We start from the raw sequence: 22,126 nt of genomic DNA on the forward strand, positions 1-22,126 counted from the left end.
GTCTATCCCGTCGGCGGCATTCATTCTCTCGCATCCCAATGCCAGCCGGCGACGCAAGTTACGTATCGGGATTGCCGCGCCATGCCGCTGCACAACTGCCTTGCGATTCATCTCGTCGCTGCGACCACATGCCCGGCATGCGACAATGAGAACCTTGCATCGAACCTGCCGGAGAATAATCCCATCTTTAAAGGAATTTTTTCTTATCTTTGTCATTTTGCCGATCTGTGGACGAGCTCTTTCTACCGCATTGATTTTGCTTCCTGATCGCGCGTCAAGCCGCTGTGGACGAATGTTGGACCACGAGTATCTGCCCAAACATGACGATTGACTCAAATGCCAATCAGGAACAAACAAGGAACATACTTGCTTTTGTGCAGAATGGAAACCCGCTTTTGACAGAGGTCAATTTTGGCGCACGGTGCCGCAAATCTCGTGATCTCCGAGCTTCGGGAACGCATTCAGCATCTCGAAGGTCCATCTTCGCGTCCAAAGCGGGTCCTACCCTTCGGCATACCCGACATCGATGATCGCCTGCCAGGCGGAGGGCTGGCCTACGGCGCTCTGCATGAATTTGCCGGCGGCGGCGCGGGAACTGTCGACGGCGCGGCGGCGGCACTCTTCGTGGCGGGCATTGCTGCCCGCACCAAGGGCCAGATTGTCTGGTGCCTTGCAAGACCGGACCTGTTTTTCCCTGCGCTGGCGCAGGCGGGCCTCCATCCGAAGCGGGTCGTTTTTGTCGAGTCCGCCAGCGAGGACGACGTCATCGCCAACATGGAGGAGGCCCTGGGCTATGGCGGTCTGGGTGCCGTGGTCGGCGAGCTGGTGCGGTTGCCGATGACCAAGTCGCGTCGCCTTCAGCTTGCCGCGGAGAAGTCTGGAACCATGGGGCTGATCGTCAGGCGCTGGCGACGACAGACAGAAGCCAGGGACTTCGGCCAGCCGACGGCTTCGGTCACGCGGTGGCGGGTGAGTGTCACTCCGAGCGAGGAGCTTCCTGTGCAAGGCGTCGGTCGAGCACAGTGGCGGTTAGAGCTTATAAGAGTGAAAGCGGGCGAGTGCGCTGAGTATTTCGTAGGAGCGTGTGATGCCAAGGGTCGTATCAATCTATCTTCCGGAGCTGGCGACGGACAGGATCAGGCGAGCCGATCCTTCTATTCCCGTTGAGCAGGCCATCGCCGTGATCGCCCGCAGTGGGTCGAAAAGGTGGGTATCGGGCGCCGATGCTGCAGCCAGGAAATCGGGCGTCCGTGTAGGTATGCCTGCTGCCAAGGCTCAGGCGATCTTTCATGGGTTGATGCTGGTCGACGCCGATCCGGTGGCCGACGCAGCGGCACTCGAACGGATCACCCTCTGGGCCTTGGGCCAGTATTCGCCGCTCGTCGCTGTCGATGCCCCCGACGGGATCATCATGGACACCGAGGGGGCCGATCATCTTCAGGGCGGGGAGCCGTTGATGGTCTCCGGGATCGCCAACCGTTTCCGCGCCAAAAAGCTGTCGGCCCGCGTTGCTATTGCCGACACGTGGGGGGCGGCACACGCCTGCGCCCGGGCAACTCGGCAGGAGAGCGTGATCGTACCAGTGGGCGAGACCGTACGTGCCGTCGAGAAGCTGCCGCTCTCAATGCTGCGGCTCTCGTCCAAGATCGTCGGCGACCTTCACACGCTTGGCTTCAAGACGATCGGAGAGCTGTCGGCAACACCTCGTGCGCCGCTCGCCCTTCGTTTCGGTCCTGAGATCGGCCGCCGGCTCGACCAGATGTTCGGACGCATCGCAGAGCCAATCGAGCCTATCCGAGCCGCTGAGCTGATCGAGGTCAGCCGTGTGTTTGCCGAGCCCATCGGGGCCGCCGAGACGATCGACAAATACGTCGGCTATTTGATCATCCGCCTGGTGGCTGAACTTCAGCGCCATGGCCTTGGTGTTCGCCGCGCCGATCTGATTATCGAAAAGGTCGACGGCACTCGCCAAGCCGTTCGTTCCGGAACGGCAAAGCCGTCGCGTGATGTCGTTTGGCTGAAGAAGCTCTTTCGCGACCGCACTGAGACAATCGAGCCGGGTTTCGGAATTGAGAAGCTGACCCTGGTGGCCGTCAGGGCAGAACCTTTCGAAGAGTTTCAAAAGGTCTCCGCACTGGTCGAGGAGGAGACGCCCGATATCACGCCGCTGATTGACATCTTCGGCAATCGCGGCCAGCGGGTCTATCGCGTCGCTCCTGTTGCCTCCGACGTTCCCGAGCGAAGTGTCGCGCGGATCGCGGCGGCAGCCGCAATCTCGGACGAGACCTGGGTGCATCACTGGCCTCGGCCGGTCCGACTGCTGGCACAACCCGACCGGATCGAAGCGATTGCGCTCATGCCGGACTATCCGCCTGCGAGCATCACATGGCGCGGACGAAAGATGAAGGTCATCCGCGCTGACGGTCCTGAACGGGTATTTGGAGAGTGGTGGCGGCGCGACGGTGAATTCGACGCCGTTCGGGATTACTTCGTCATCGAAGGCGAGGGCGGCGAGCGCCTATGGATTTTCCGGCGCGGCGACGGCGTTGACCCTGCCACCGGCTCGCGCGAGTGGTTCGTGCACGGGATATTCGCATGAGCTACGCCGAGCTTCAGGTCACGACCCACTTCAGTTTCTTACGGGGGGCATCCTCGGCAGACGAGCTGTTTGCCACCGCCAAGCAATTGGGCATCGAAGCCTTGGGCGTCGTGGACCGGAACTCACTTGCTGGCATCGTCCGCGCGCTTGAAGCGTCCCGTGCCACCGGCATCAGACTTGTCGTCGGTTGCCGCCTCGATCTTCATGACGGCATGTCGATGCTCGTCTACCCAATGGACAGAGCTGCGTACTCCCGCCTGACGAGGCTGATCACGCTTGGAAAGAGCCGGGGAGGGAAGGACAACTGCATTCTCCACCTCGATGACGTCGGGGCCAACGCAGAGGGTCTCATCGCGGTACTCGTCCCCGATCTCCCGGATGAAACCTGTGCCGTCCAACTCCGGAAGATGGCCGAGATCTTCGGTAATCGTGCCTATGTCTCGCTCGCGCTGCGCCGGCGGCCGAACGACCAGCTGCGGCTACATGAGATTTCCAATCTGGCGGCCAGGCATCGTGTGCGCACTGTTGTCACCAACGACGTCCTCTTCCACGAACCGGGACGACGACAATTGCAGGATATCGTCACCTGCATTCGCAACAACACCACGATCGATGAGGTCGGCTTCGAGCGCGAACGGCATGCTGACCGCTACCTCAAGCCACCGCAAGAAATGGAGCGGCTGTTCCAGCGCTATCCAGATGCACTTGCACGCACGATGGATATCGTCGAGCGCTGCAAATTCTCGCTGGAGGAGCTGACATACCAGTATCCTGAGGAGGCGATTGTGCCCGGCATGGATGCCCAGCAATCCCTTGAGCATTACGTACGGGAATACATCCCGCAGCGATATCCCGAAGGCCTCCCACGGAAGGTTTTGCGTTCTATCCGGCACGAGCTCGATCTCATCAAGGAGATGCGCTACGCGCCGTACTTCCTGACCGTGTTCAGCATCGTCAAGTTCGCCAGAAGCCAAGGTATCCTGTGTCAGGGGCGCGGATCGGCGGCAAACTCGGCTATCTGCTATATCCTCGGGATCACCAGCATCGACCCGGAAACCAATGATCTCCTCTTTGAGCGCTTCGTTTCAAAGGAGCGCGACGAGCCGCCTGACATCGATGTCGACTTCGAGCACGAACGGCGCGAGCAGGTCATCCAGTGGATTTACAAAACCTACGGCAAGGAGAAGGCCGCCCTCTGCTCGACGGTCACCCGATACCGCGCCCGGGGCGCGATCCGGGATGTCGGCAAGGCTCTGGGTCTACCGGAGGACATCATCAAAGCCTTGTCGTCGGGGATGTGGCACTGGTCCGAGGAACTGATCAGCGATGACCGACTGAAGACACAAGGTTTGAACCCCGCAGACCGTCGTCTGGCACTGACGTTGAAGCTGGCCCAGCAGCTGATGGGAGCGCCGCGTCACCTCGGCCAGCACCCGGGCGGTTTCGTCCTGACACATGACCGCCTCGATGACCTCGTCCCCATCGAACCCGCGAGCATGGCCGATCGCCAGATCATCGAGTGGGACAAGGATGACGTCGAAGCTCTCAAGTTCATGAAGGTGGACGTCTTGGCACTTGGCATGCTGACCTGCATGCAGAAGGCGTTCGATCTTATCCGCGACCACAAACATGAGCCGCTCGATCTTGTCTCGATACCGCAGGAAGACCCTGCGACCTACGCGATGATCCGCAAAGCCGACACACTTGGAACCTTCCAGGTCGAAAGCCGCGCACAAATGGCGATGTTGCCACGACTGAAGCCGCAGACATTCTACGACCTCGTCATCCAGGTGGCGATTGTCCGCCCGGGTCCCATTCAGGGGGATATGGTGCATCCTTATCTTCGCAGGCGAGAGGGGAAAGAGAAGATCGAGTATCCGACGCCGGAACTAGAGGCCGTCCTCGGCAAAACGCTTGGCGTCCCGCTGTTCCAGGAAAGCGCCATGAAAGTCGCCATGGTCTGCGCCGGCTTCAGTGGGGGTGAGGCGGATCAACTCCGCAAGTCGATGGCGACGTTCAAGTTCACAGGTGGCGTCTCCCGGTTCAAGGACAAGCTCGTGTCCGGTATGATCACAAACGGATATTCCGCTGAATTCGCTGAGAAAACATTCAGTCAGCTGGAGGGCTTCGGAAGTTACGGTTTCCCGGAAAGCCACGCCGCCTCTTTCGCCCTTATTGCCTACGCGTCCAACTACGTGAAGTGTCACTTCCCGGACGTCTTCTGCGCTGCGCTTTTGAACTCCCAGCCGATGGGTTTCTACGCGCCTGCCCAGATCGTCGGAGACGCCCGAAACCACTGCGTGGAAGTCCGGCCCGTCTGCATCAACCGATCCCGGTGGGACTGCACTCTCGAGGAGATCGGCGACACCGGGCGGCATGCCGTCCGGCTTGGGATGCGAATGGTGAAAGGGTTGGCTGTCGCCGACGCCGCGCGCATTATTGCGGCGCGCATGAACCGCGTGTTTGAAAGCGTCGACGACGCCTGGCGGCGATCCAACGTCCCAACGGAGGCGCTCGTCCAGTTGGCCGAGGCCGACGCCTTCCTGCCCTCCCTTGAACTGGAGCGGCGTGACGCGCTGTGGGCAATCAAGGCGCTACGCGATGAACCCTTGCCGTTGTTTGCGGCGGCCGCTGAGCGCGAAGCTGCAGTCATCGCCGAGCAACAGGAGCCGGAGGTCCACCTACGGCAAATGACCGACGGCCACAACGTCATCCAGGACTACGGCCATGTCGGGCTGACACTCCGTGGCCACCCGATCAGCTTCCTGAGACACGACCTCGAAAAACGGAACATCGTGACTTGTTCGGATGCCATGAATGCCTGCGACGGTCGCTGGCTGATGACGGCAGGGCTTGTGCTCGTCCGGCAGAAGCCTGGGAGCGCCAAGGGCGTCATGTTCATCACGATCGAAGACGAGACCGGGCCAGCGAATGTGGTCGTCTGGCCGTCGCTATTTGAGAAGAGCCGTCAGGTGGTATTGGGGTCATCGATGATGGCGATCAACGGCAGGATACAGCGGGAAGGCGACGTGGTTCACCTAGTCGCCCAGCAGCTGTTTGACCTTTCCAGCGATCTAACGGGTTTGGCCGATCGCCATGTCGATTTCAAATTGCCGACGGGCAGGGGCGACGAGTTCGCTCATGGATCGCCAGGTAGTCCGGATTCACGCGATCGGGCGCCTATACCCAAAGTCAGGGATATCTACATTCCAGACTTGCATATCGACACGCTCAAAGTGAAAAGTCGGAACTTCCATTGACGAGGGCAGCCACGCATAGGAACTGACATTTTGGGGACTCAAATCTCCATTATCTGTTCCGTCACTGATCAACGCATGTGTTGTTCACGGCAACCCGAACAATCGCCGCAACATCCGCGTTTTCGGAAACAATGTCGCGCTGATCGACTGGGATGAAGCGCATGTCGATGCCGCAGATCTTGATCTGGCGCTGCCCGAAAACGCCGCCGCCCTCGACGACGGCAGTCAAGAGGCTTGCCGAAGTTCGAGAAACCTGATCGATCCAGAGCGCTGTGGATCGCGACGGACAGGACGCCGACCCGGATCGCCATGTCGAGGCACCCCACTCATCTGAAGGGGACCGCGATGGCGAGAAGCAAGCCGAAACGGCTGCCATTCTTTTCACCTTACTTTTCGGATGCATGGCCCGTTCATGTAGCTGAATGGCTTCCGCAAAGAGCAGTAAAGCCTCTGGCCCAGAGAGTTTTTTCACCTGATCTGCATCGGCCGTCTTCAACGCGATCTTTTTGGCGAGCCCCAGTCCTTGCCCCAAGCCGCGTCGAGCAATGTTTCGGCGGGCACGACAATCATCGTTGCTCGTCCCTTCAGCTTCAATTGCCTTGAAGGCGATACAACACATCACGCTACGTGTCGCTCAAGCATCGCTGCCACTTTCGCGGCCTCAAAGGCGCGAAGATGTCTTGTAGGGATAATGTTTCCAGCACTACCATTCCTGGTTCTCACCTTTGCCGAAGGGAAAACCCGCCCAGTCGCCGCAATGGCAGCGTCGTGCCACAAGGACAGGCGCGCGCTGCAGGACCGGTCTATCGATATCGCTCACTTTAATTCCTCCAGGTTCCAGCCGCCCTTCGGAGCACTCCATCCTTTGCGGGTGGCGCGAAAATCAGCCTCTTCTCTGGCTTTCTGCTTGGCCTCGGCAGGTCCGTCCGCCCAGACCGTGATACGAAACCGGCCCGCTTTGAAAGTATATCTCGAGAGATCACGGTTGCGGCCCGACGCATAGCCTGCGCGGAAGATCAACCTTGCACTGCTATAGTCGGTCCGCTCGCGAAACGACGGAAGCTGTGCATCCCACCAGTCGCGAAACGCAGCGCGAAAAAGCGCCTTGCGCGGCGCTACCTTGTCGAGCATGTCAGGTGCTCCGCTCATATACGGGCGTCCATCCCCGGGCAAAGCCGACGCTCATCGAAGCTTCGGCATGCGCCAGTTGCTCCCTCAGATGACGGCAATCCTCAATCAGGGTAGCGATCGTTGCCAAGGCGTCACCGTCGTGCCATGAAAGCGCTGCGCGAACGTCTTCGCTTGCGGAGACGAGCAGGATAGGTGCAGCGGTCGCCTCCGGCATCAGAGCATCTCCTGATGGCGGTAATGCGCGATGATGCGATCGTAGACACCACCAACGGCATCATCGACCGTCCCGCTCCAGTCAAACCAGAGCGCTTTGACGATCCGATCGGGATTGCGTAGACGATGCAAGCCGCAAGCCTGTCCTGTGTCTTCGTCTATTGCAATTTCGATCTCGCCAAAGGGGCCGGCGTCGGGAACGCAAAAGGCGCAGGCCACAGCAAAGCGCACACTGCCGGCGACCCGCAGGCCGACCATCCGGATCAACTCAGGATGCATTTCGAGCCCAGAAGCCTCCTCAGCAGGCGTCATATACATGTCGAAGCCATCAGCGCTATTATCGTTGCTGCCACGGTTCATCCTTCGCGCAAACATCCTCGCTCTCCATTGCTCACTGTCGGATTGGCGGCCGCACTCGCCGTATATGTTCCTATTATGTTCTGTTTTTTTACGGAGTCAACATGACCAATCCGGACTATTGGGCGAGCCAAAGCAGGCGCCTCCCTCGTCACCCGTCATGATGGTCTGCTTGGGCACCTTTGCGCCAGTTGATTTCGAATTTGGCCCCTAGGCGCACTTTCACCTGATCTGCGCAAGGGAATCGACTAAAGCTGACTGACCGGAAATCAATCCGAGACGGGCACGTGACGCAGCAGTTCGATTTCTTTACAGATGATGATGAGGCTGAGGCACCGGCACTTGGCCCACGGCGACGGCGTAGCGTCAAGCAAGTGGTCACCGCTGATAGCGAAGGCGGCCTTGTTCGGCAGCTGGAGGCAACCGGCCGCTATCGCGTCCTCAAAAGGCTTGAGCCCAGGCCAATCGTGCCGTTTCCACGTCCCGGCTTTTTCCGGAGAGGCGTCCTCGTCGATGCAGAGACGACTGGATTGAACAATCGAGAAGACGAAATCATCGAGATCGGTATTGTCGCCTTTTCCTTCGACGAGCAGGGGGCGATTGGCGACGTGACTGGCGTCTACACCGCGCTACACGAGCCGACCAGGCCGATTCCGGCGGAAATCACGCGGCTGACCGGGATTACTGACGAAATGGTGGCCGGCCATATGATCGACCCGCAGCAATTGCGATCGCTGGTCGAACCCGCGGATCTGGTCATCGCCCACTACGCCAGGTTCGACCGGCCGTTTTTCGAAGCATTTTCACCTGTGTTCGATCGCAAAGCCTGGGCCTGCTCGGTTTCGGAAATCGATTGGGCAGCACGCGGATTCGAAGGCAACAAGCTTGGGTATCTGATCGGCCAGGCTGGCTACTTTCATGAGGCGCATCGCGCGGTCGATGACTGTTTCGCGCTACTGGAAATCCTCGATCGCGGTCATGGCGATGGCGCCAGCTCGCCGTTCTCGGAACTTTATCTGTCGAGCCAGCAGAACCGTGCGCGCATTTATGCCGAACACAGTCCCTTCGAGATGAAGGATCAATTGAAGATGCGCGGCTACCGGTGGTCAGATGGAAGCGACGGCGGGCCGAAATCCTGGTGGATCGAAATCGAGGAGCACAGGGTCCAGGATGAGATCAACTACCTACGCGCTGAAATCTATGGATGGGAAGAAGCCGACCCGCCAGTGAGATATATGACTGCTTTCGAACGGTTCAAAAGCTGACGCTTGGGAGACGATTGCGAAGAGGTAGGTGAGCTTACTGGCACCACATGATCGACGACCAGGAAGAGGTCGGCAGCGACCGGGCATCAGGGTGACCGGCATCACATGCCCGAAAGCTTCATTGCCCAATTGGCAAAGGCAGCTAACGAGATCGAGAAACTGCGGCACCTAGAAGGCAGCAGCTCACTCGTGCAATTGTCGAAATTAGTGGCCTGCGCGGAGCGCTCGGAATTGCCGGCCCGGCACACGAAACGATCAGTTGATCGCGCTGTTCAACGCATCAGCCAATGTGGATTATTCTCGTTTGCCTGGGTGGTCCACAGCGTTGTTGAGTGCAGCAGAACGGTCAGAACCCTGAAAGTGCCTCGGGTGGAGAGACCAGAAAATTGATCCATGCGCAGGATCCGATCGATTGAGGATCACACCCCGCCTGCAGACGCACCGATCTCCTCAGCTCGGACCCGTTGGTTAGGGCTCGCCAACAGCCGCAGATGCATCACAGAGTTTCGAACTGACATCCCGACCGCTGACGGTCCGGGGACCGCCTTGGTTTGGCCTCGTTGACCAGCGACGAAGCATTGGAAACACCTGAGTCAAATTCGCAGAAAGGACCTTACTATGATTAGACTAACGCTTGCCGCGGCAAGCTTCGCGCTTTGCCTATCACAGGCAGCATATGCGTCCAGCGATGCGGCCTGGAACGCGCTTTTTGCCAAGGTAAACGGGACATGTATTGGTCAGTCGGGCCTGAACACACCAGAGGCATCTGCCCCTGTTGTCTTCGATGATGCAGCTGGCAAGATTGCTCTGCTCATGCGAGGGCAGACAGGCAAGGGCAAGTCGAAGGTGAACGTCAGTCTCATCTGCCTTTACGACAAGAAGACCGGTAAAGCCTCGATCGCCGAGTACCACTGGCTCGGCAAATAGCAAACGCTGTATCGCGACATCTGAAAAATTTTAGCGGCGCTCAGCACTCGACACTTGGCCTTCTGAGAGCGCCGTCACGAGCGCGATGATCGATCCATGGGCCGTTTCATCGCGGATTTTCGCGAGAACCCTTTTCAGGTTCAGCCGGTCAGGACACCCGTCCAACTGTTCGATGGCATTGACTTCAAACGATGGCGGCATCCTGGCCGCCGCATTGTCCGAAAAGGGCAGGGCGACGTTCTCAAAATCTGCGCGATTGCCCATACGCGACTTGACCTAACGCAATTTTGGCCTTCTCAAATTTTTGAATGTGTGGATGTGATCCCCAGCTGTGCTTCAAGAGTGTTCTTAGACACTCCGATGAGCTTGCGCCTTCCCTGATCCGCCGGCGAAGTTCGATGTCAACCTGCACGGAGCGCGCGCGGATTTTACAGTCATCATGCATACTTCTGAAGCTTCGCGGGGCCTGCGGTTCCAAGACATTGACAAGATTTCGTCGAGATTGTCATGTCCAACCAAGGTAGGCTATGCTCGGGGGCAGCACTGGAGCGGACAATTACGGTCAGAAATTAGACGGAACCTCGTCCGGCGACGTAATGTTGAGCATTTCAATCCTGATACCGGAGTTGAAGTTGTGTGCCTTTTCTCCGCCCTTCAAGAGCGGAATTATTCGGCCGCATGTTGAAGTGGATAACCGTCCAACGGTTCGACAAGCGCGATGATCTCAAAGTCGCTTATCATGCAATGTTGGTCGGAACCCAGAACTGCGATGGTCCAATAATCCGGATCCTCGCCGAAGACCGAGGACACTTGAACGATGGTCGTCTTGCCGTCGGTGTGCCTGTCGGAACGAGCCCAATAGAAAGCCTCAGGTACTAGACTCTTCATACCACCTACTCCCACAACTGCCCCGGATCATATCAGGATTTTCAAAAATGAGTATCCCTCGCTTAGCATCATCCCCAGGCGTATATTGCTGCTTTGCCGTTGTGCTTCTGGCTGGGATGTCACGACTGCTTGACATCGCAACTCGAAAGCGCTGTCCAATGGCTTCAGACACCCGATCGGCCGACTGGGATGACGTAAACATGGAAACCGTATGAGTTGCATTTTTGTCACCGGATCCACTGATGGGCTGGGGCGTGCCGCAGCTGAAACCTTGATGGACGCCGGGCACCGCGTAATCCTGCATGCCCGCTCGAAAGAACGCGCGGCCGTATTGGCCTCAATAACTGGAAACTTGGCGGACATCGTCATTGGTGACCTTTCGAGCGCTGGCCAGACCCGTTCAATCGCCGATCAGGTCAATGCTATCGGCGGTGCTGATGCGGTGATTCACAATGCGGGCGTCTATCACCAAGCAAGCCGCAATCCGACTTCCGAAGGCCACCCGACGATGCTCGCAGTCAACGTACTTGCGCCGTACATCCTGACAGCACTGATCGGCCGCCCTACGCGGCTGATCTACCTTAGCAGCGGCATGCACAGAAACGCCGGGACCTCGCTGGACGATATCGATTGGAAGAGGCGCGCATGGAGCCCAGTCACCGCTTATTCCGAGAGCAAGCTTCATGTTGCAACCCTCGCTGCAGCAGTCGCGAGATATCGGCCTGGCGTCGTCAGCAGCGCGGTTGATCCAGGCTGGGTTCCGACGAAGATGGGCGGAGCAGGCGCGCCTGGCGATCTCGAGGACGGCCATCGCACGCAGGTATGGCTGTCCGTCAGCGACGACGCAAGGGCCAAGGTGAGCGGTCAATATTGGTACCATCGCCAACTGCAACCGCCCTCGGCCGCCGTTGGCGACGTCGGTTATCAAGATCGCCTGATAATGAGGCTTGCCGAGATCACTGGTGTCAGTCTTGGCTGACGAGCGCTGACTACGCACGATATTTGCTTAGAGGCGAGGACGAATGGCCTCCACCGCGCGCGCAAAAGTAGCTTGACAGCGGGGCTGCCGGTTCGCCTCCCGTCAAGAGCGGTCCGCTCTTCTGAGTCTTTCTGTTTCGATGTTTCTTGCAACCCCTATCCTGTTACTGCCGATAGAACCCGGTCGAAGAAATGGGAGGGGTCCTCGCCGGCCAGGCTTGAGGCGTCGAATATCAGCCGCTCCTCTCGCCGAACCGCCCCGGCTTTCGTCGACGCTGCCACAAGCTTCGCCGACGTCTTCTCTGTCAAGGTCATTGCAAGCGCTTTTGGCCCGGCTTCAAGCTTGGCAACACCCAACCGTCCCGCGATAAGCTGCAGTCTTGCCGTCCTCAAGAGAAGCAGTACGTCGTGCGGCGGTTGGCCAAACCTATCTTCGAATTCGTCTGCGAGATCGTTCAATTCACTGACCGCGGATGCCCGCAGCAGTTTGGCGTAGAGGTTAAGTCTGACTGCTGGATCCGACACATAGTCCGACGGGATTGTCCCGACGTTTCCTAGGTTGACGATCGCGCGCTGTTGCACGCCTGACGGCTGCCAGCGAAATCTTGCGACGGCGTCTGCAAGCAGCTTTTGATAGAGCTCGATACCGATCGCTTTCATATGGCCCGCCTGATCTTCGCCAGCGATATCGCCGCCGCCGCGAAGATCGAGATCGCGGAGGCTGATTGCGACCCCAGCGCCCAGTCGGTCGTTTTCGACCAAGGTTGAAAGCCGTAAGCGCGTTTCCTCAGCCAGCTCAGCGTCCTGTTGGGTGAAAAGAGTAACGATGCCCTGGACCGCTCCGCGCCCGACACGTCCGCGCAACTGATGGAGCTGAGCGAGGCCGAACCGATCGGCTTGCCAGATAAACATCGTGTTGGCGCGCGGGACATCGAGGCCATTTTCAATGATGTTCGTGGCGAGAAGGACGTCGCCATCGCCTTGCGCAAAACCGACTATTGCTTCATCCATAGCCGCTGCCGGCATCTTGCCGTGCGCGACCTTGACCGAAAGTCCCGGAACGATCTTCTGCAACAGTATTTCGACCTGTTCTATGTCCTCGATACGCGGCACTACGACAAAGCTCTGGCCGCGGCGCCGGTATTCCCTCATCAGGCCTGTCCGCAAGGACGCCGGGTCGAACGGCGCAATTGACGTGCGGACGGGCCTGCGCCTAGATGGTGGCGTGGTCAGCAGGCTGACCTCTTGAACGCCCACCATCGCCAATTGCAATGTCCGCGGGATCGGCGTGGCCGACATGGACAGAGTGTGAAGAGATGGTGCGAGGCTGTTCATCGCCCGCTTTTCTTTCAGGCCAAACCGGTGCTCCTCGTCCACGATCACCAGGGAAAGACGTGCGAAACGAACCTCTTTCGAAAGGATCGCCTGGGTCGCGATGATGATGCGGATCTCGCCCTCGGCAAGTGCAGCCCTGGTCTTTTTCGCCTCACTTGGCTTGAGCAGTCGAGACAGCATGCCGACCGCGATGCCGGTCCCCGCGAACCGATGTTTGAAGGTGTCAAAGTGTTGTCGAGCGAGCACTGTGGTTGGTGCAATGACAGCCACCTGTCCACCGCAAAGTGCGACCGCTGCTGCTGCGCGTAACGCGACTTCGGTCTTGCCGAAGCCGACATCTCCGCAAACGAGACGGTTCATGGCTTGTCCGGAGGCGAGATCGGAGAGGACAGCCTGGATGGCGTCGGCCTGATCAGGAGTTTCGGAAAATGGAAAACGACGGGCGAAGGCAGAAAATTCGAGACGCGGTGGCGCAAATCTTTCTGCTTGCGCAGCCTGCCTCTGTTTCGCAACCGTCATAAAATGACGCGCGGTAGACTGAATGTCTGCCTGGATTTCGTCGCGTCTCCTCTGCCAGACGTCCGTGCGGAGGCGATCGAGTGTGATTGCTTCGGGCTCGGCGCCGTAACGCCATAATTTTCCAAACTCCTCCATCGGCACGAGGAGAGAGCCGCCATCGCGATATTCCAAGCGAGCCGCGTCCCGAGAGACGTCGTCCACGGTGATGTTTTCCAAATTTTTCAGGACGCCGATGCCATGGTCTTCGTGAACGACAACGTCGCCTATTCGAAGCTCTGCTGCCGCCAGAACGGCACTCGAATTCGCTATCCCACCCGCTCTATCGGTTGCGGCAATGACGACGACATTCTGCCCGACGTCGACAAAACCTTGCTCTAAGTCGCAGGCCAAGCTTAAGAGTGTGCCAGGCTGTGCCTCCAAGACCGCCTCCCATGTGTCGACGGACCTTGGCACTTCCCCGGCTGATTTTGCCAAGCGCCGACCAATCGCTTCGGCCGTTTTGCCCTGCCCAGCAATCAAAACCTTCAGCCCGTTGTGCAGATGACCTTGCGCATATTCGACCAAGGCTTTGCGCTGGTCTGCGCGTGATATTTCTTTTGGAACCTTATGTCCCTTTCCGAGATCAAGCACGTTTGTGAAAACGTTGGTGGAGAGCCGTTCCCACTCATCCCTATCCAGATAGAGAGAACGGGAGGAGGGGTGCTCCTTATCGTCGAACGCCTCGCGGGACTGGCGAGCATCTTCGATAATCTCCAGGTGGCGTTCCACACGTTCGGTTGCGCCGGGAGCCTGAAGGAAAGTGGCATCGCCGAGTACGTCAAACACGGTTGGCATGTCTTGATAAAGGCGCAGCAGCAGTTGTTCCATCGTCTCCAGAGCCGGAGCATGGTGTTCTGTAAAGCCATCATAATAAATGGCTTCGGATGCCGGACCGAACGTCACTTGGTCGAGATAGCTTTCTGTCCGCTGCGTTAAGCGGTCAAAACCTCTGAGTTCCTCGACCTTCTCATCCTCCGACAGGACGATGCGCAGTGGACCGGGCGCGCCGGCAGGGTAGATGTCGATGACGCCTTCTCTAACCGCCAGCTCGCCGGGGTCGTCCGCGACACCTTCTTCCTGATAGTTGGCCCGCTGGACGAAGTCGGAAAACGCGTCACGATCAAACGGCTTTCCCACTACAAGCTCGATATGGCTTTTCGAGATGACGGTCGCTGGCGGAATACGTTGGAGTGTTGCGTCCAACGAGGTCAAAAACAGCCGCGGCCCGCCGCTCCGCGTGCTCCAAATCCGTAGAGCATCCATTCGCAGGCCCATACAATGTGCCGATGGTGGCACCCGGTCATAGGGCAGGCAGTCCCAAGGCGGAAAAACGATCACCTCGATCTCAGGAACCAGCGCACTGAGTGCCTCAGCAATTCTGGCAGCCGCGCCTTCGCTTAGTGCCACATAGCACAGGGGGAGCTCGAAGCTTTGTAAAGCTGCAGCCAGCCTAGTCGCTACGACACCCGGCGGAGGGTTGCAGACTTGGGCGTGATCGGCCGGATCAGGGAGCGTAGAGGCATCTTCATCTCTGGACTCAACGACGCTCACAGGAACCTGCCATTCTCTCGCTGGCGACTTTACCAGCTTGGAGAAACGGCTTCTCGATCAGGGTGTTCCATTAGAGCGGATCTCTTTGCTCATAACCTGACGACCGCAGGTTCAAATCCTGCCCCCGCAACCAATCTTTCCAGATACTTAGCAAGGTAATTTGGCGCTTGAAGCCATCGCGCGAGTTCCTGGTCTAGCCGAGAAACACCCTCAAGCCGTCGCCTTTCTGCATGAAAAACTCGCCGGGCACCGCGCATATGTGCGAGACCATGGGGAGGACATGCCGGAGATACTGAACTGGCGTTGGCGTGGGGCAGGTACCGCGGGTCGGTGATTAAGCAATGACGTTCAGGAAGGCGTCAGATTCACTGGCTAGGCGGGTCTGGTTCAACCACCGAGAGGCGACTGACGTGAAGATTATACGAGGAGTTCTGGTAGCTTTCGCACTGGCCGGCGCTGTCACCCCAGCTTTGGCAGCGACCACAGTCAGGGTCGTTGAGGGAGGTGGTCCGATGACTCTGTCAGTTGATCAGCCAACCATCAAGGCCGGCGATACCGTGTTCATGGTACATAATGATGCGGTGACGGAGGAACACGAGATGATTTTGGTCAAATTGAAGTCCCCCGACGCGACCGTCCACGTTGTCGCCGGCAAACATCGCGTCGATGAAAAGCAGTTGAAGAGCATGGGGGAGGTCTCCGAGCTCAAGCCTGGCGCTGACGGGCAGTTGAAGGCGAACCTCACTGCTGGCTCCTATCTCCTTCTGTGCAATATCAAGGGCCACTATGAGGCCGGCATGCATGCGATGTTGACCGTCACGAAATAGGGGCTTCCCCGTCAAAGATAAGTATAAGCAGAATCAGTGGCAGGGAGACGACGATGAAGAAATTGACACAAAACCCGACGGCGTACTCCTTGCCGCAACGCATCCTTCATTGGCTGTCGGCGCTGCTCGTCTTCTACAATCTGCTTTTGCCTGACGGCATGAGCGAGTGGCAGCGGGCGATCGAACACACCGGTTCGGCAACTGATGCGCAATTGGCAGGCGCCGATCTCCATGCGTATGTCGGAATTTCGATACTGTTGCTGATCAGTATCCGCCTCGTGCTGCGCTTCATTCAGGGAACGCCTTCCGCGCCCGCCGAGGAACCTTACGTCCTGACCTTTGCAGCCAAAGGCGCCCACGCGACGCTTTACCTGCTTCTTTTCGCATTGCCGATCAGCGGGATGGCAGCGTTCTACTTCGGTTACGACCGCACGGGAGAGGTACACGCCGAGGTGCTGAAAGTTATACTCTGGATCGTCATCGCCGCCCATATCCTTGGCGCGCTTGCTCATCAATTCTATTGGAAGACGAACGTCTTGAGGCGAATGACGGTCGGATGAGCTTGCTGCAGAAGGGCCCCGATTGATCCCGATCAAAGCGTCCTGTCGAAATATAAGCTTCAATCGCCTCCACAGACCAGGAGGTAAGGTCATGCTGGCCAAAGACATAATGACGTCCCCCGTCACGACAATAGACGAGGGGCACAACGTCAGACAAGCGATCGAGATCGTCAACGCCAATAAGATAGGGGCCGTGCCCGTCGTTGACGCAGAGGGACGGCTGACCGGAATCGTGACCGAGAGCGACCTGATCCGGCGCGTGGCATCTTCCTGGACAAGACGTTCCGTCCCACACACGCGTGACCGGGCGGACGCGCTTGCGGACTATCTCAAAGCCAGGAGCTGGCGCGTCAAGGATGTCATGTCGTCACCCGTCATCAGCGCCACGCTCACGTTCAGAATGGAATCCGCCGTTCGTGGTCGGTTCGCACGACGGTCGCGGATGTCGGCGCCTGCACCCCGATTGCGCGGATTACCCAATAGAAGCACCGATTGTACAAGGGCCGGCACTCCCTATAGCGGCCTTCAGCATGCTCTTCCTTGTCGTTTATGTCAGGTGCGCCAGATCGCCAAGTAGCGGGCACGGTGCATCACAGACGAGAAAGAGGACGCGATGGATAACAAAATCGAGGTGACGGGGAGTGCGATGGACGCGGATGTCACGGCGCGCGCCGTGGCGAATATTCCGCGAACAATAGAGAGCCACGGCGTCATCGGCGATCTTGCGACGATCGCGCTCGTCGCGACAGACGGTACGATCGACTTCCTGTGTTGGCCTGACTTCGACAGCCCGTCGATATTCGCTGCATTGCTCGATCCGGAGCGCGGCGGAATGTTTCAGATCGCACCGGACCTTCCCAATGCCCGCGTAACCCAACAATACCTTCCGGACACGAACGTCTTGCTGACACGATGGATGGCGGACGAGGCCAGCGGAGAGCTTACGGACTTCATGTATGTGAAGAACCGGCGTAGCGATGGGTCCAGCATGCTGGTCCGACGGTTCAGAGCGACCCGAGGCACGATGACGATCCGCGCGACCTGCTCCCCGAGATTCGATTACGCCTCCAAACGAATATCCCCGCAGCTTGATGGCGTCACAGCCATCTGGCGACATCCCAATGGCGAGGTGGTGCGGCTGGTGGCGGGCGCACCACTCGGCGAGATCGACGGCGCCGTCACCGCGCAGATCACGCTCCGCGCGGGCGAGGTCGTCGATTTCATACTCGACGACGGCGACGACGAGTTCGATGAGACACCTCAAAAGATGGAGGACCAGACCGTCGCCTTTTGGCAGGACTGGGCAAGGCAGTCGACCTACCGCGGGCGGTGGCGCGAAATGGTCAACCGTTCCGCGCTAACGTTGAAGCTCATGACGTCGCGCAAACACGGTTCAGTGATCGCTGCGGCAACGTTCGGTTTGCCTGAGGCGCCGGGCGGCAGCCGCAATTGGGATTACCGTGCCACTTGGATCAGAGACGCATCCTTCACGGTCTACGCGCTGATGAGGCTTGGCTATCGACAGGAGGCGATGGCATTTAACAACTGGATCGGGCAGCGTGCAGCCGCATGCGACGCTGGCGGCCGCCTGAAGATCATGTACGCGGTAGATGGTGGAGAGGTACCAGACGAGATCAACCTCGATCATCTACGAGGATATGGCGGCGCCACACCTGTGCGCGTTGGCAACAAGGCGTCCGAGCAGTCCCAGCTCGACATATACGGCGAGCTCCTCGATTCAATTTATTTGAGCAACAAATATGGGCATGCGATCTCTCACGATCACTGGGAGGGCGTCCGCGAGGTGATCGAGTACGTCTGCGACCACTGGCAGGATCCTGATGCTGGGATCTGGGAGATGCGCCGAGAGCCCCAGGAATTCCTTCATTCGCGGCTCATGTGCTGGGTGGCGGTCGACCGCGGAATCCGTCTGGCGACGAAACGATCGCTAGCCGCGCCTTTCGTCAAGTGGCAAGACGTGAGGAACGATATCTATAACGATATCTGGACCAACTTCTGGAATAAAGACAGGGGTCACTTTGTCCAGACCAAGGGCGGCGAAATGCTCGACGCCTCGCTTCTCCTGATGCCGCTTGTGAGGTTCGTTAGCGCAACCGATCCGCGGTGGCTTTCAACGCTGGAGGCTGTTGGCGCACAGTTGGCTGACGACGGCGTCGTTCAGCGGTACAGAAGCGACGACGGCCTCGACGGGGAAGAGGGCGCCTTCTCCGCCTGCTCGTTCTGGTATGCCGAGTGCCTGGCTCGGGCAGGGAAGAGTCAGAAAGCTCGCAGGGTTTTCGAAGCGGCCTTGAACTACGCCAACCATCTCGGACTTTACGCCGAGGAGTTCGACGCCCAGGCGCGACTAGCCGGCAATTTCCCGCAAGCCTTTACCCATTTGGCCTTGATCAGCGCTGCATTCTATCTCGACCGGGAGCTTGATGATCGAAACAGCCAAGAATGGCGTCCGTAAAATAGGCCTCTGGTGCATTTTGCTTTGACTGAGCACAGGTGATGGTCGGGCTCGATCGCCGCCGGAACTTGCCTTCATCCTCCGCGTTCTCATAAAACGAGGAGGAATGCCAAATGTCAGTCCCATTCGAGCCAGTCGCGCCGCCACCGAAAGTGCCCCCGCTCGACAATCCTCCGGACCGAAGAGCCGCTTCCGGATCCGGAACCGGACGATGGCGGGGCGCCGATCTCAAGAAGTTCCACTCGCTACTCGACATGTGGGATGCTCTGCACGGGCGTTAGACTGCAGCCCGAGGATCGCAAATGAGCGGCGACTGGAAAGACGGTTTACGTGACCAGCTCGAAGACTTGGTCGACTCTCTAGTCATGAAGGGTGCCAAGCAGTCCGACGTCTATGACGCGATCGTCGATGAAATCGGAAGCCTCCAGAAGGCATACGACCGCGATCCAGACCCGGCCGAAGACAGGCCGGGTGTGGAGGCCGAGGAACCTTCGAACGAATGGCCCGGCGCGCTGCCTTAAGGGCAGGCGGCCCAGGCCACGCTAGGCGAACCCCGTCGGCCCACGACATGCCAAACCAGACCGCGGAATCCGGCGCCTTTCTCCATTCGAGCAACGCGTCGTGTGCTTTGACGGCCTCGCACGAAAGGCCGGTCGCCACGATGTCGTCCATCGCTTCGTCGACGATGATTTCTATGTTGCGGAGCAGCCAAAAAGAACACGAGGTGCGTTGCGGCTAGTAACTAGACACGCCTGATGTAGCAACTGCACGAGGCGACGTCTGACGACCGGGTCGTTTTGCCTGTCGCATGGCGACGATGGTCGGCATCGAAAAGCTCCTAAAGGGTCTCCTGTATCGAACACGATGCCATCGCGGCGTACGACTCGTGCGTCTCGGGCGGCGGCGGAATAACGACATCTTACCGATACTGGGGGACATGACGTCGCCCAAGGTCTCGGACATGTACGTACGCGATCGTCACATCGATACCCTTAAAGTGAAGGCGCGGAATTTCCAATAGATGTCCCTTCTTGGACGCCGCCCGCGAAAGCACTAGATATCTCAGACCGAAAGACAGGACCATTCGCTTAATGTCGAGAACGAGCCGCCTCTTCGAAATGCTGGGCATGCTTCGCACACGACGAACGCCGGTAACCGCGCTGGAGCTGGCGCAGGAACTCGGGGTCTCCGAAAGGAGCGTTTATCGGGATATCGAAACGCTTCGTCTGCTCGGAGCACCTCTCGACGGGCAGGCGGGCGTCGGGTTTCTGCTGCGCGACGGTTTCTTCCTGCCGCAATTTGCATTTTCGGCCGAAGAGGTTGAAGCTCTAATCCTTGGGCTGACCTGGGTGCAGCAGAGAGCCGATCCGGCTCTTTCTCAGAGCAGCGACAGCGCTCTGGCGAAAATACTCTCAAGTCGGACCGACCGGCTCCACGACGAACACGCGCCGGCACTCGTTTCGGCAGCTTCCATCTCGCAGCGATCCGATCCGGCGCAGGTGGGAGTGATACGTGATGCGATCCGTCGCCTGCGAAAGGTCGCGATCGCATACGAGGATGCTGGCGGCGCTATGTCTGAACGTGTCGTCTGGCCGATCACGATCGTATATTTCGATGACGTGCGTGTTCTCGCTGCGTGGTGCGAAGCCAAGTCGGCATTCCGTCATTTCCGCGTCGACCGTGTTCGGTCCGCGTCGATCCTCGACGACCGGTATCCGGAACGACGGTCTCTGCTCATGCGGCGCTGGCGCGAGCAGGATCGGGACTGGCGTTCGTTCCTGACAGTTTCTGACGGTGCAAGAGGTTAGACTTTCCGAAGCGTCCCCAAGGACGCTCTGAATGAAAGGATAGCTTATGGTCGCGTTTTCACCCGACGTCTTTGAAAAGTTCCTCTCTGAAGAGGACGACGCCCCTGTCGTGATGCTGAACCTTCTACGGTTCGTCCCCGAGGGCGGCCGGGAACGGCATCTGGAATACCTCAGAATGGCGGAACCCATTCTAGCCCGCTTTGGTGCACGGATATTGTTCCGTGGCGACGGCCTCGATGTCCTTACGACCGGGCCGGTGGAAGGCTGGGACGCAGTGATGCTAGTGCAGTACCCGCGGCGGACGGCATTCAGAGAAATGGTGGAAGACGCCGAGTATCAGAAGGCCTTTGAAGTAGGAGAGTCGGCCCTTGCAGATATCGTCCTGCAACCTTTGCAGATCTCGAAAGGACTTTGAATAAACCACCATCGGCTGCCGCGCCGTAGTACCGCAGCAGCCCGCATTTGCTCCGCACGTTCACACCGGAGGGGAAGTGGGGTTTCCGTTCAAGCGGGGTGTGGGTTCTCGGTTCAAAATCCTCATCGTCCGTCTGGCGGCGAACTTGACTTTCCTCGGTGTCGATCCTGCGTCCCTTACAAAGATCATCTTCACCCACGCGTACCCGGATCATTCGGGCGAAACGACGCTGCCGGACGGGGCTTTGCCGTTTCCAAACGCCGATATCAAATCAGCGAAGCCAAGTGGTCTTTCTGTACGAATCCGAACTACGAGACGTCCAGCCGGAGCCGCTTTACGCCTTCGCCCGTGGGGCACAGCGCGACCTCTTTGCCGTGAAGGATTGGCTGACGCACGTCGAGATAGGCGACGAAATCGTGTCAGGTTTGAACGTCGTAAGCACGCGAGGTCAGACGCCAGGACACATCTCGCTGGTACAGGGCGGCGACGGCAACCTGCCGAAAGCGGGGCGACGTCATCCCAAACGACATCGTCTCCTTTGGCAATCCGAAATGGCATTTCGGCTTCACACCGAACAGAAAATCGCTCTCGCGAGCCGCGCTGCGCTACTCGACAAGGCCGCGAATGAAAAGCTCCTTATGTTCGGCTACCCCTGGATCTACGCCGGCGCCGGTTTCGTGGAGCGCCACGGCGCAGGATACATGTTCGTCGCGATGACCGAAAAATGGCTCCCGTGTTCAATTGGTCGAGCCCAAGCTCGACGAGATCGCGACGAAATGAAGAATGCGGTCATAACCTTTGCCTCCGACGCAGCTTGGAAGCTCGTTGCCGTTCCCTGATCGACCCCACCTCAGTGTTGTACTCGCTTTGGTTGTCAGCATATTCGCAAGCGCGAGCTGCATACGCTCAAGCGGCGTGATCCTCATCAACCAGGCGACGCTGGTCACTGGTCTAACTCTTGTTCCGTTCGCACTATATCCC

General features: G+C 58.6%; 22 protein-coding genes and 1 pseudogene. 16 read left to right on the forward strand and 7 right to left on the reverse strand.

The features are described from left to right. The first annotated feature begins 81 nt into the window (after nt 1-81). The 4 genes from AC1DV9_RS27330 (at nt 82) to AC1DV9_RS27345 (ending at nt 5,859) form a co-directional block, all read left to right on the forward strand. On the forward strand, nt 82-267 hold the full coding sequence (locus AC1DV9_RS27330) for a hypothetical protein (RefSeq protein ID WP_477950888.1): 186 nt from the start codon (nt 82-84) through the stop codon (nt 265-267). 144 nt (nt 268-411) lie between these two features. Next, a complete protein-coding gene (locus tag AC1DV9_RS27335; RefSeq protein ID WP_477950890.1) occupies nt 412-1,167 on the forward strand; it encodes an ImuA family protein in 756 nt (251 codons plus the stop codon). Next, nucleotides 1,088-2,599 (forward strand): Y-family DNA polymerase, encoded by a 1,512-nt coding sequence (locus tag AC1DV9_RS27340; RefSeq protein ID WP_477950892.1) that lies wholly within the window; start codon nt 1,088-1,090, stop codon nt 2,597-2,599. Before AC1DV9_RS27335 ends, AC1DV9_RS27340 begins: the two co-directional genes overlap by 80 nt. Further along, nucleotides 2,596-5,859, forward strand: coding sequence for an error-prone DNA polymerase (locus tag AC1DV9_RS27345; protein ID WP_477950894.1), 3,264 nt, complete (start codon nt 2,596-2,598; stop codon nt 5,857-5,859). The genes AC1DV9_RS27340 and AC1DV9_RS27345 overlap by 4 nt, the downstream gene beginning before the upstream one ends. A gap of 61 nt (nt 5,860-5,920) precedes the next feature. Here AC1DV9_RS27345 and AC1DV9_RS27350 read toward each other — a convergent pair whose 3' ends face one another. From AC1DV9_RS27350 to AC1DV9_RS27365, 4 genes are all read right to left on the reverse strand, one after another. Next, complete coding sequence (locus AC1DV9_RS27350) at nt 5,921-6,355, reverse strand: hypothetical protein (RefSeq protein WP_477950896.1); 435 nt, start codon at nt 6,353-6,355, stop codon at nt 5,921-5,923. A gap of 320 nt (nt 6,356-6,675) precedes the next feature. Continuing rightward, the gene (locus AC1DV9_RS27355) at nt 6,676-6,990 is read right to left on the reverse strand and encodes a hypothetical protein (RefSeq protein ID WP_442208261.1); all 315 of its coding nucleotides are present in this window, start codon (nt 6,988-6,990) and stop codon (nt 6,676-6,678) included. Between the two features lies 1 nt (nt 6,991). After that, the gene (locus AC1DV9_RS27360; RefSeq protein ID WP_112386546.1) at nt 6,992-7,204 is read right to left on the reverse strand and encodes a hypothetical protein; all 213 of its coding nucleotides are present in this window, start codon (nt 7,202-7,204) and stop codon (nt 6,992-6,994) included. Then, on the reverse strand, nt 7,204-7,563 hold the full coding sequence (locus tag AC1DV9_RS27365; protein WP_442208263.1) for a hypothetical protein: 360 nt from the start codon (nt 7,561-7,563) through the stop codon (nt 7,204-7,206). Before AC1DV9_RS27365 ends, AC1DV9_RS27360 begins: the two co-directional genes overlap by 1 nt. Before the next feature lie 284 nt (nt 7,564-7,847). On the opposite strand from AC1DV9_RS27365, the gene AC1DV9_RS27370 reads away from it, so the two are divergent. Beyond that, nucleotides 7,848-8,825 (forward strand): 3'-5' exonuclease, encoded by a 978-nt coding sequence (locus tag AC1DV9_RS27370; protein ID WP_477950899.1) that lies wholly within the window; start codon nt 7,848-7,850, stop codon nt 8,823-8,825. 618 nt (nt 8,826-9,443) lie between these two features. Beyond that, entirely contained in the window at nt 9,444-9,752 is a 309-nt protein-coding gene (locus AC1DV9_RS27375) for a hypothetical protein (RefSeq protein WP_477950901.1), read from the forward strand. A 30-nt stretch (nt 9,753-9,782) separates the two neighbouring features. On the opposite strand, the gene AC1DV9_RS27380 is transcribed toward AC1DV9_RS27375, so the two are convergent. Both AC1DV9_RS27380 and AC1DV9_RS27385 read right to left on the reverse strand, forming a co-directional pair. Beyond that, complete coding sequence (locus AC1DV9_RS27380) at nt 9,783-10,016, reverse strand: hypothetical protein (RefSeq protein ID WP_477950903.1); 234 nt, start codon at nt 10,014-10,016, stop codon at nt 9,783-9,785. A gap of 402 nt (nt 10,017-10,418) precedes the next feature. Continuing rightward, a complete protein-coding gene (locus AC1DV9_RS27385) occupies nt 10,419-10,640 on the reverse strand; it encodes a hypothetical protein (protein WP_477950905.1) in 222 nt (73 codons plus the stop codon). Nucleotides 10,641-10,851: 211 nt separating this feature from the next. Between AC1DV9_RS27385 and AC1DV9_RS27390 the strand changes: the two genes are divergently transcribed. Then, nucleotides 10,852-11,619 carry an SDR family NAD(P)-dependent oxidoreductase gene (locus tag AC1DV9_RS27390; protein WP_442208268.1) on the forward strand — a complete coding sequence of 256 codons (768 nt, stop codon included), beginning with the start codon at nt 10,852-10,854 and terminating at the stop codon, nt 11,617-11,619. 155 nt (nt 11,620-11,774) lie between these two features. Here AC1DV9_RS27390 and AC1DV9_RS27395 read toward each other — a convergent pair whose 3' ends face one another. Next, complete coding sequence (locus AC1DV9_RS27395) at nt 11,775-15,062, reverse strand: DEAD/DEAH box helicase (protein WP_477950907.1); 3,288 nt, start codon at nt 15,060-15,062, stop codon at nt 11,775-11,777. Nucleotides 15,063-15,219: 157 nt separating this feature from the next. Here AC1DV9_RS27395 and AC1DV9_RS27400 point away from each other — a divergent pair. From AC1DV9_RS27400 to AC1DV9_RS27440, 9 genes and pseudogenes are all read left to right on the forward strand, one after another. Then, nucleotides 15,220-15,396, forward strand: a pseudogene (locus AC1DV9_RS27400) (phosphoketolase family protein); the annotation flags it as partial. 76 nt (nt 15,397-15,472) lie between these two features. Beyond that, nucleotides 15,473-15,889 (forward strand): sulfocyanin-like copper-binding protein, encoded by a 417-nt coding sequence (locus AC1DV9_RS27405; protein WP_477950937.1) that lies wholly within the window; start codon nt 15,473-15,475, stop codon nt 15,887-15,889. A gap of 53 nt (nt 15,890-15,942) precedes the next feature. After that, nucleotides 15,943-16,449, forward strand: coding sequence for a cytochrome b (locus tag AC1DV9_RS27410; RefSeq protein ID WP_112386538.1), 507 nt, complete (start codon nt 15,943-15,945; stop codon nt 16,447-16,449). A gap of 109 nt (nt 16,450-16,558) precedes the next feature. Then, the gene (locus tag AC1DV9_RS27415; protein WP_442208351.1) at nt 16,559-17,026 is read left to right on the forward strand and encodes a CBS domain-containing protein; all 468 of its coding nucleotides are present in this window, start codon (nt 16,559-16,561) and stop codon (nt 17,024-17,026) included. A 36-nt stretch (nt 17,027-17,062) separates the two neighbouring features. Further along, the gene (locus AC1DV9_RS27420) at nt 17,063-18,922 is read left to right on the forward strand and encodes a glycoside hydrolase family 15 protein (protein ID WP_477950909.1); all 1,860 of its coding nucleotides are present in this window, start codon (nt 17,063-17,065) and stop codon (nt 18,920-18,922) included. A gap of 302 nt (nt 18,923-19,224) precedes the next feature. Continuing rightward, nucleotides 19,225-19,443 carry a hypothetical protein gene (locus AC1DV9_RS27425; protein ID WP_477950911.1) on the forward strand — a complete coding sequence of 73 codons (219 nt, stop codon included), beginning with the start codon at nt 19,225-19,227 and terminating at the stop codon, nt 19,441-19,443. 510 nt (nt 19,444-19,953) lie between these two features. Further along, nucleotides 19,954-20,730 carry a helix-turn-helix transcriptional regulator gene (locus tag AC1DV9_RS27430; protein WP_442208272.1) on the forward strand — a complete coding sequence of 259 codons (777 nt, stop codon included), beginning with the start codon at nt 19,954-19,956 and terminating at the stop codon, nt 20,728-20,730. A 46-nt stretch (nt 20,731-20,776) separates the two neighbouring features. Further along, nucleotides 20,777-21,145 (forward strand): DUF1330 domain-containing protein, encoded by a 369-nt coding sequence (locus AC1DV9_RS27435; RefSeq protein ID WP_477950914.1) that lies wholly within the window; start codon nt 20,777-20,779, stop codon nt 21,143-21,145. A gap of 284 nt (nt 21,146-21,429) precedes the next feature. After that, nucleotides 21,430-21,984, forward strand: coding sequence for an MBL fold metallo-hydrolase (locus AC1DV9_RS27440; protein ID WP_477950916.1), 555 nt, complete (start codon nt 21,430-21,432; stop codon nt 21,982-21,984). Nucleotides 21,985-22,126 lie beyond the last annotated feature (142 nt).

Source organism: Rhizobium sp. 01L410 (genome assembly GCF_056400165.1).

Bases quoted from the DNA above. Each gene is read 5' to 3' on its own strand.
- AC1DV9_RS27330 (WP_477950888.1), top strand. From the start codon at position 82: ATGCCGCTGCACAACTGCCTTGCGATTCATCTCGTCGCTGCGACCACA.
- AC1DV9_RS27340 (WP_477950892.1), top strand. From the start codon at position 1,088: ATGCCAAGGGTCGTATCAATCTATCTTCCGGAGCTGGCGACGGACAGG.
- AC1DV9_RS27345 (WP_477950894.1), top strand. From the start codon at position 2,596: ATGAGCTACGCCGAGCTTCAGGTCACGACCCACTTCAGTTTCTTACGG.
- AC1DV9_RS27355 (WP_442208261.1), bottom strand. From the start codon at position 6,990: ATGCTCGACAAGGTAGCGCCGCGCAAGGCGCTTTTTCGCGCTGCGTTT.
- AC1DV9_RS27360 (WP_112386546.1), bottom strand. From the start codon at position 7,204: ATGCCGGAGGCGACCGCTGCACCTATCCTGCTCGTCTCCGCAAGCGAA.
- AC1DV9_RS27365 (WP_442208263.1), bottom strand. From the start codon at position 7,563: ATGAACCGTGGCAGCAACGATAATAGCGCTGATGGCTTCGACATGTAT.
- AC1DV9_RS27375 (WP_477950901.1), top strand. From the start codon at position 9,444: ATGATTAGACTAACGCTTGCCGCGGCAAGCTTCGCGCTTTGCCTATCA.
- AC1DV9_RS27380 (WP_477950903.1), bottom strand. From the start codon at position 10,016: ATGGGCAATCGCGCAGATTTTGAGAACGTCGCCCTGCCCTTTTCGGAC.
- AC1DV9_RS27385 (WP_477950905.1), bottom strand. From the start codon at position 10,640: ATGAAGAGTCTAGTACCTGAGGCTTTCTATTGGGCTCGTTCCGACAGG.
- AC1DV9_RS27390 (WP_442208268.1), top strand. From the start codon at position 10,852: ATGAGTTGCATTTTTGTCACCGGATCCACTGATGGGCTGGGGCGTGCC.
- AC1DV9_RS27410 (WP_112386538.1), top strand. From the start codon at position 15,943: ATGAAGAAATTGACACAAAACCCGACGGCGTACTCCTTGCCGCAACGC.
- AC1DV9_RS27415 (WP_442208351.1), top strand. From the start codon at position 16,559: ATGACGTCCCCCGTCACGACAATAGACGAGGGGCACAACGTCAGACAA.
- AC1DV9_RS27420 (WP_477950909.1), top strand. From the start codon at position 17,063: ATGGATAACAAAATCGAGGTGACGGGGAGTGCGATGGACGCGGATGTC.
- AC1DV9_RS27425 (WP_477950911.1), top strand. From the start codon at position 19,225: ATGAGCGGCGACTGGAAAGACGGTTTACGTGACCAGCTCGAAGACTTG.
- AC1DV9_RS27435 (WP_477950914.1), top strand. From the start codon at position 20,777: ATGGTCGCGTTTTCACCCGACGTCTTTGAAAAGTTCCTCTCTGAAGAG.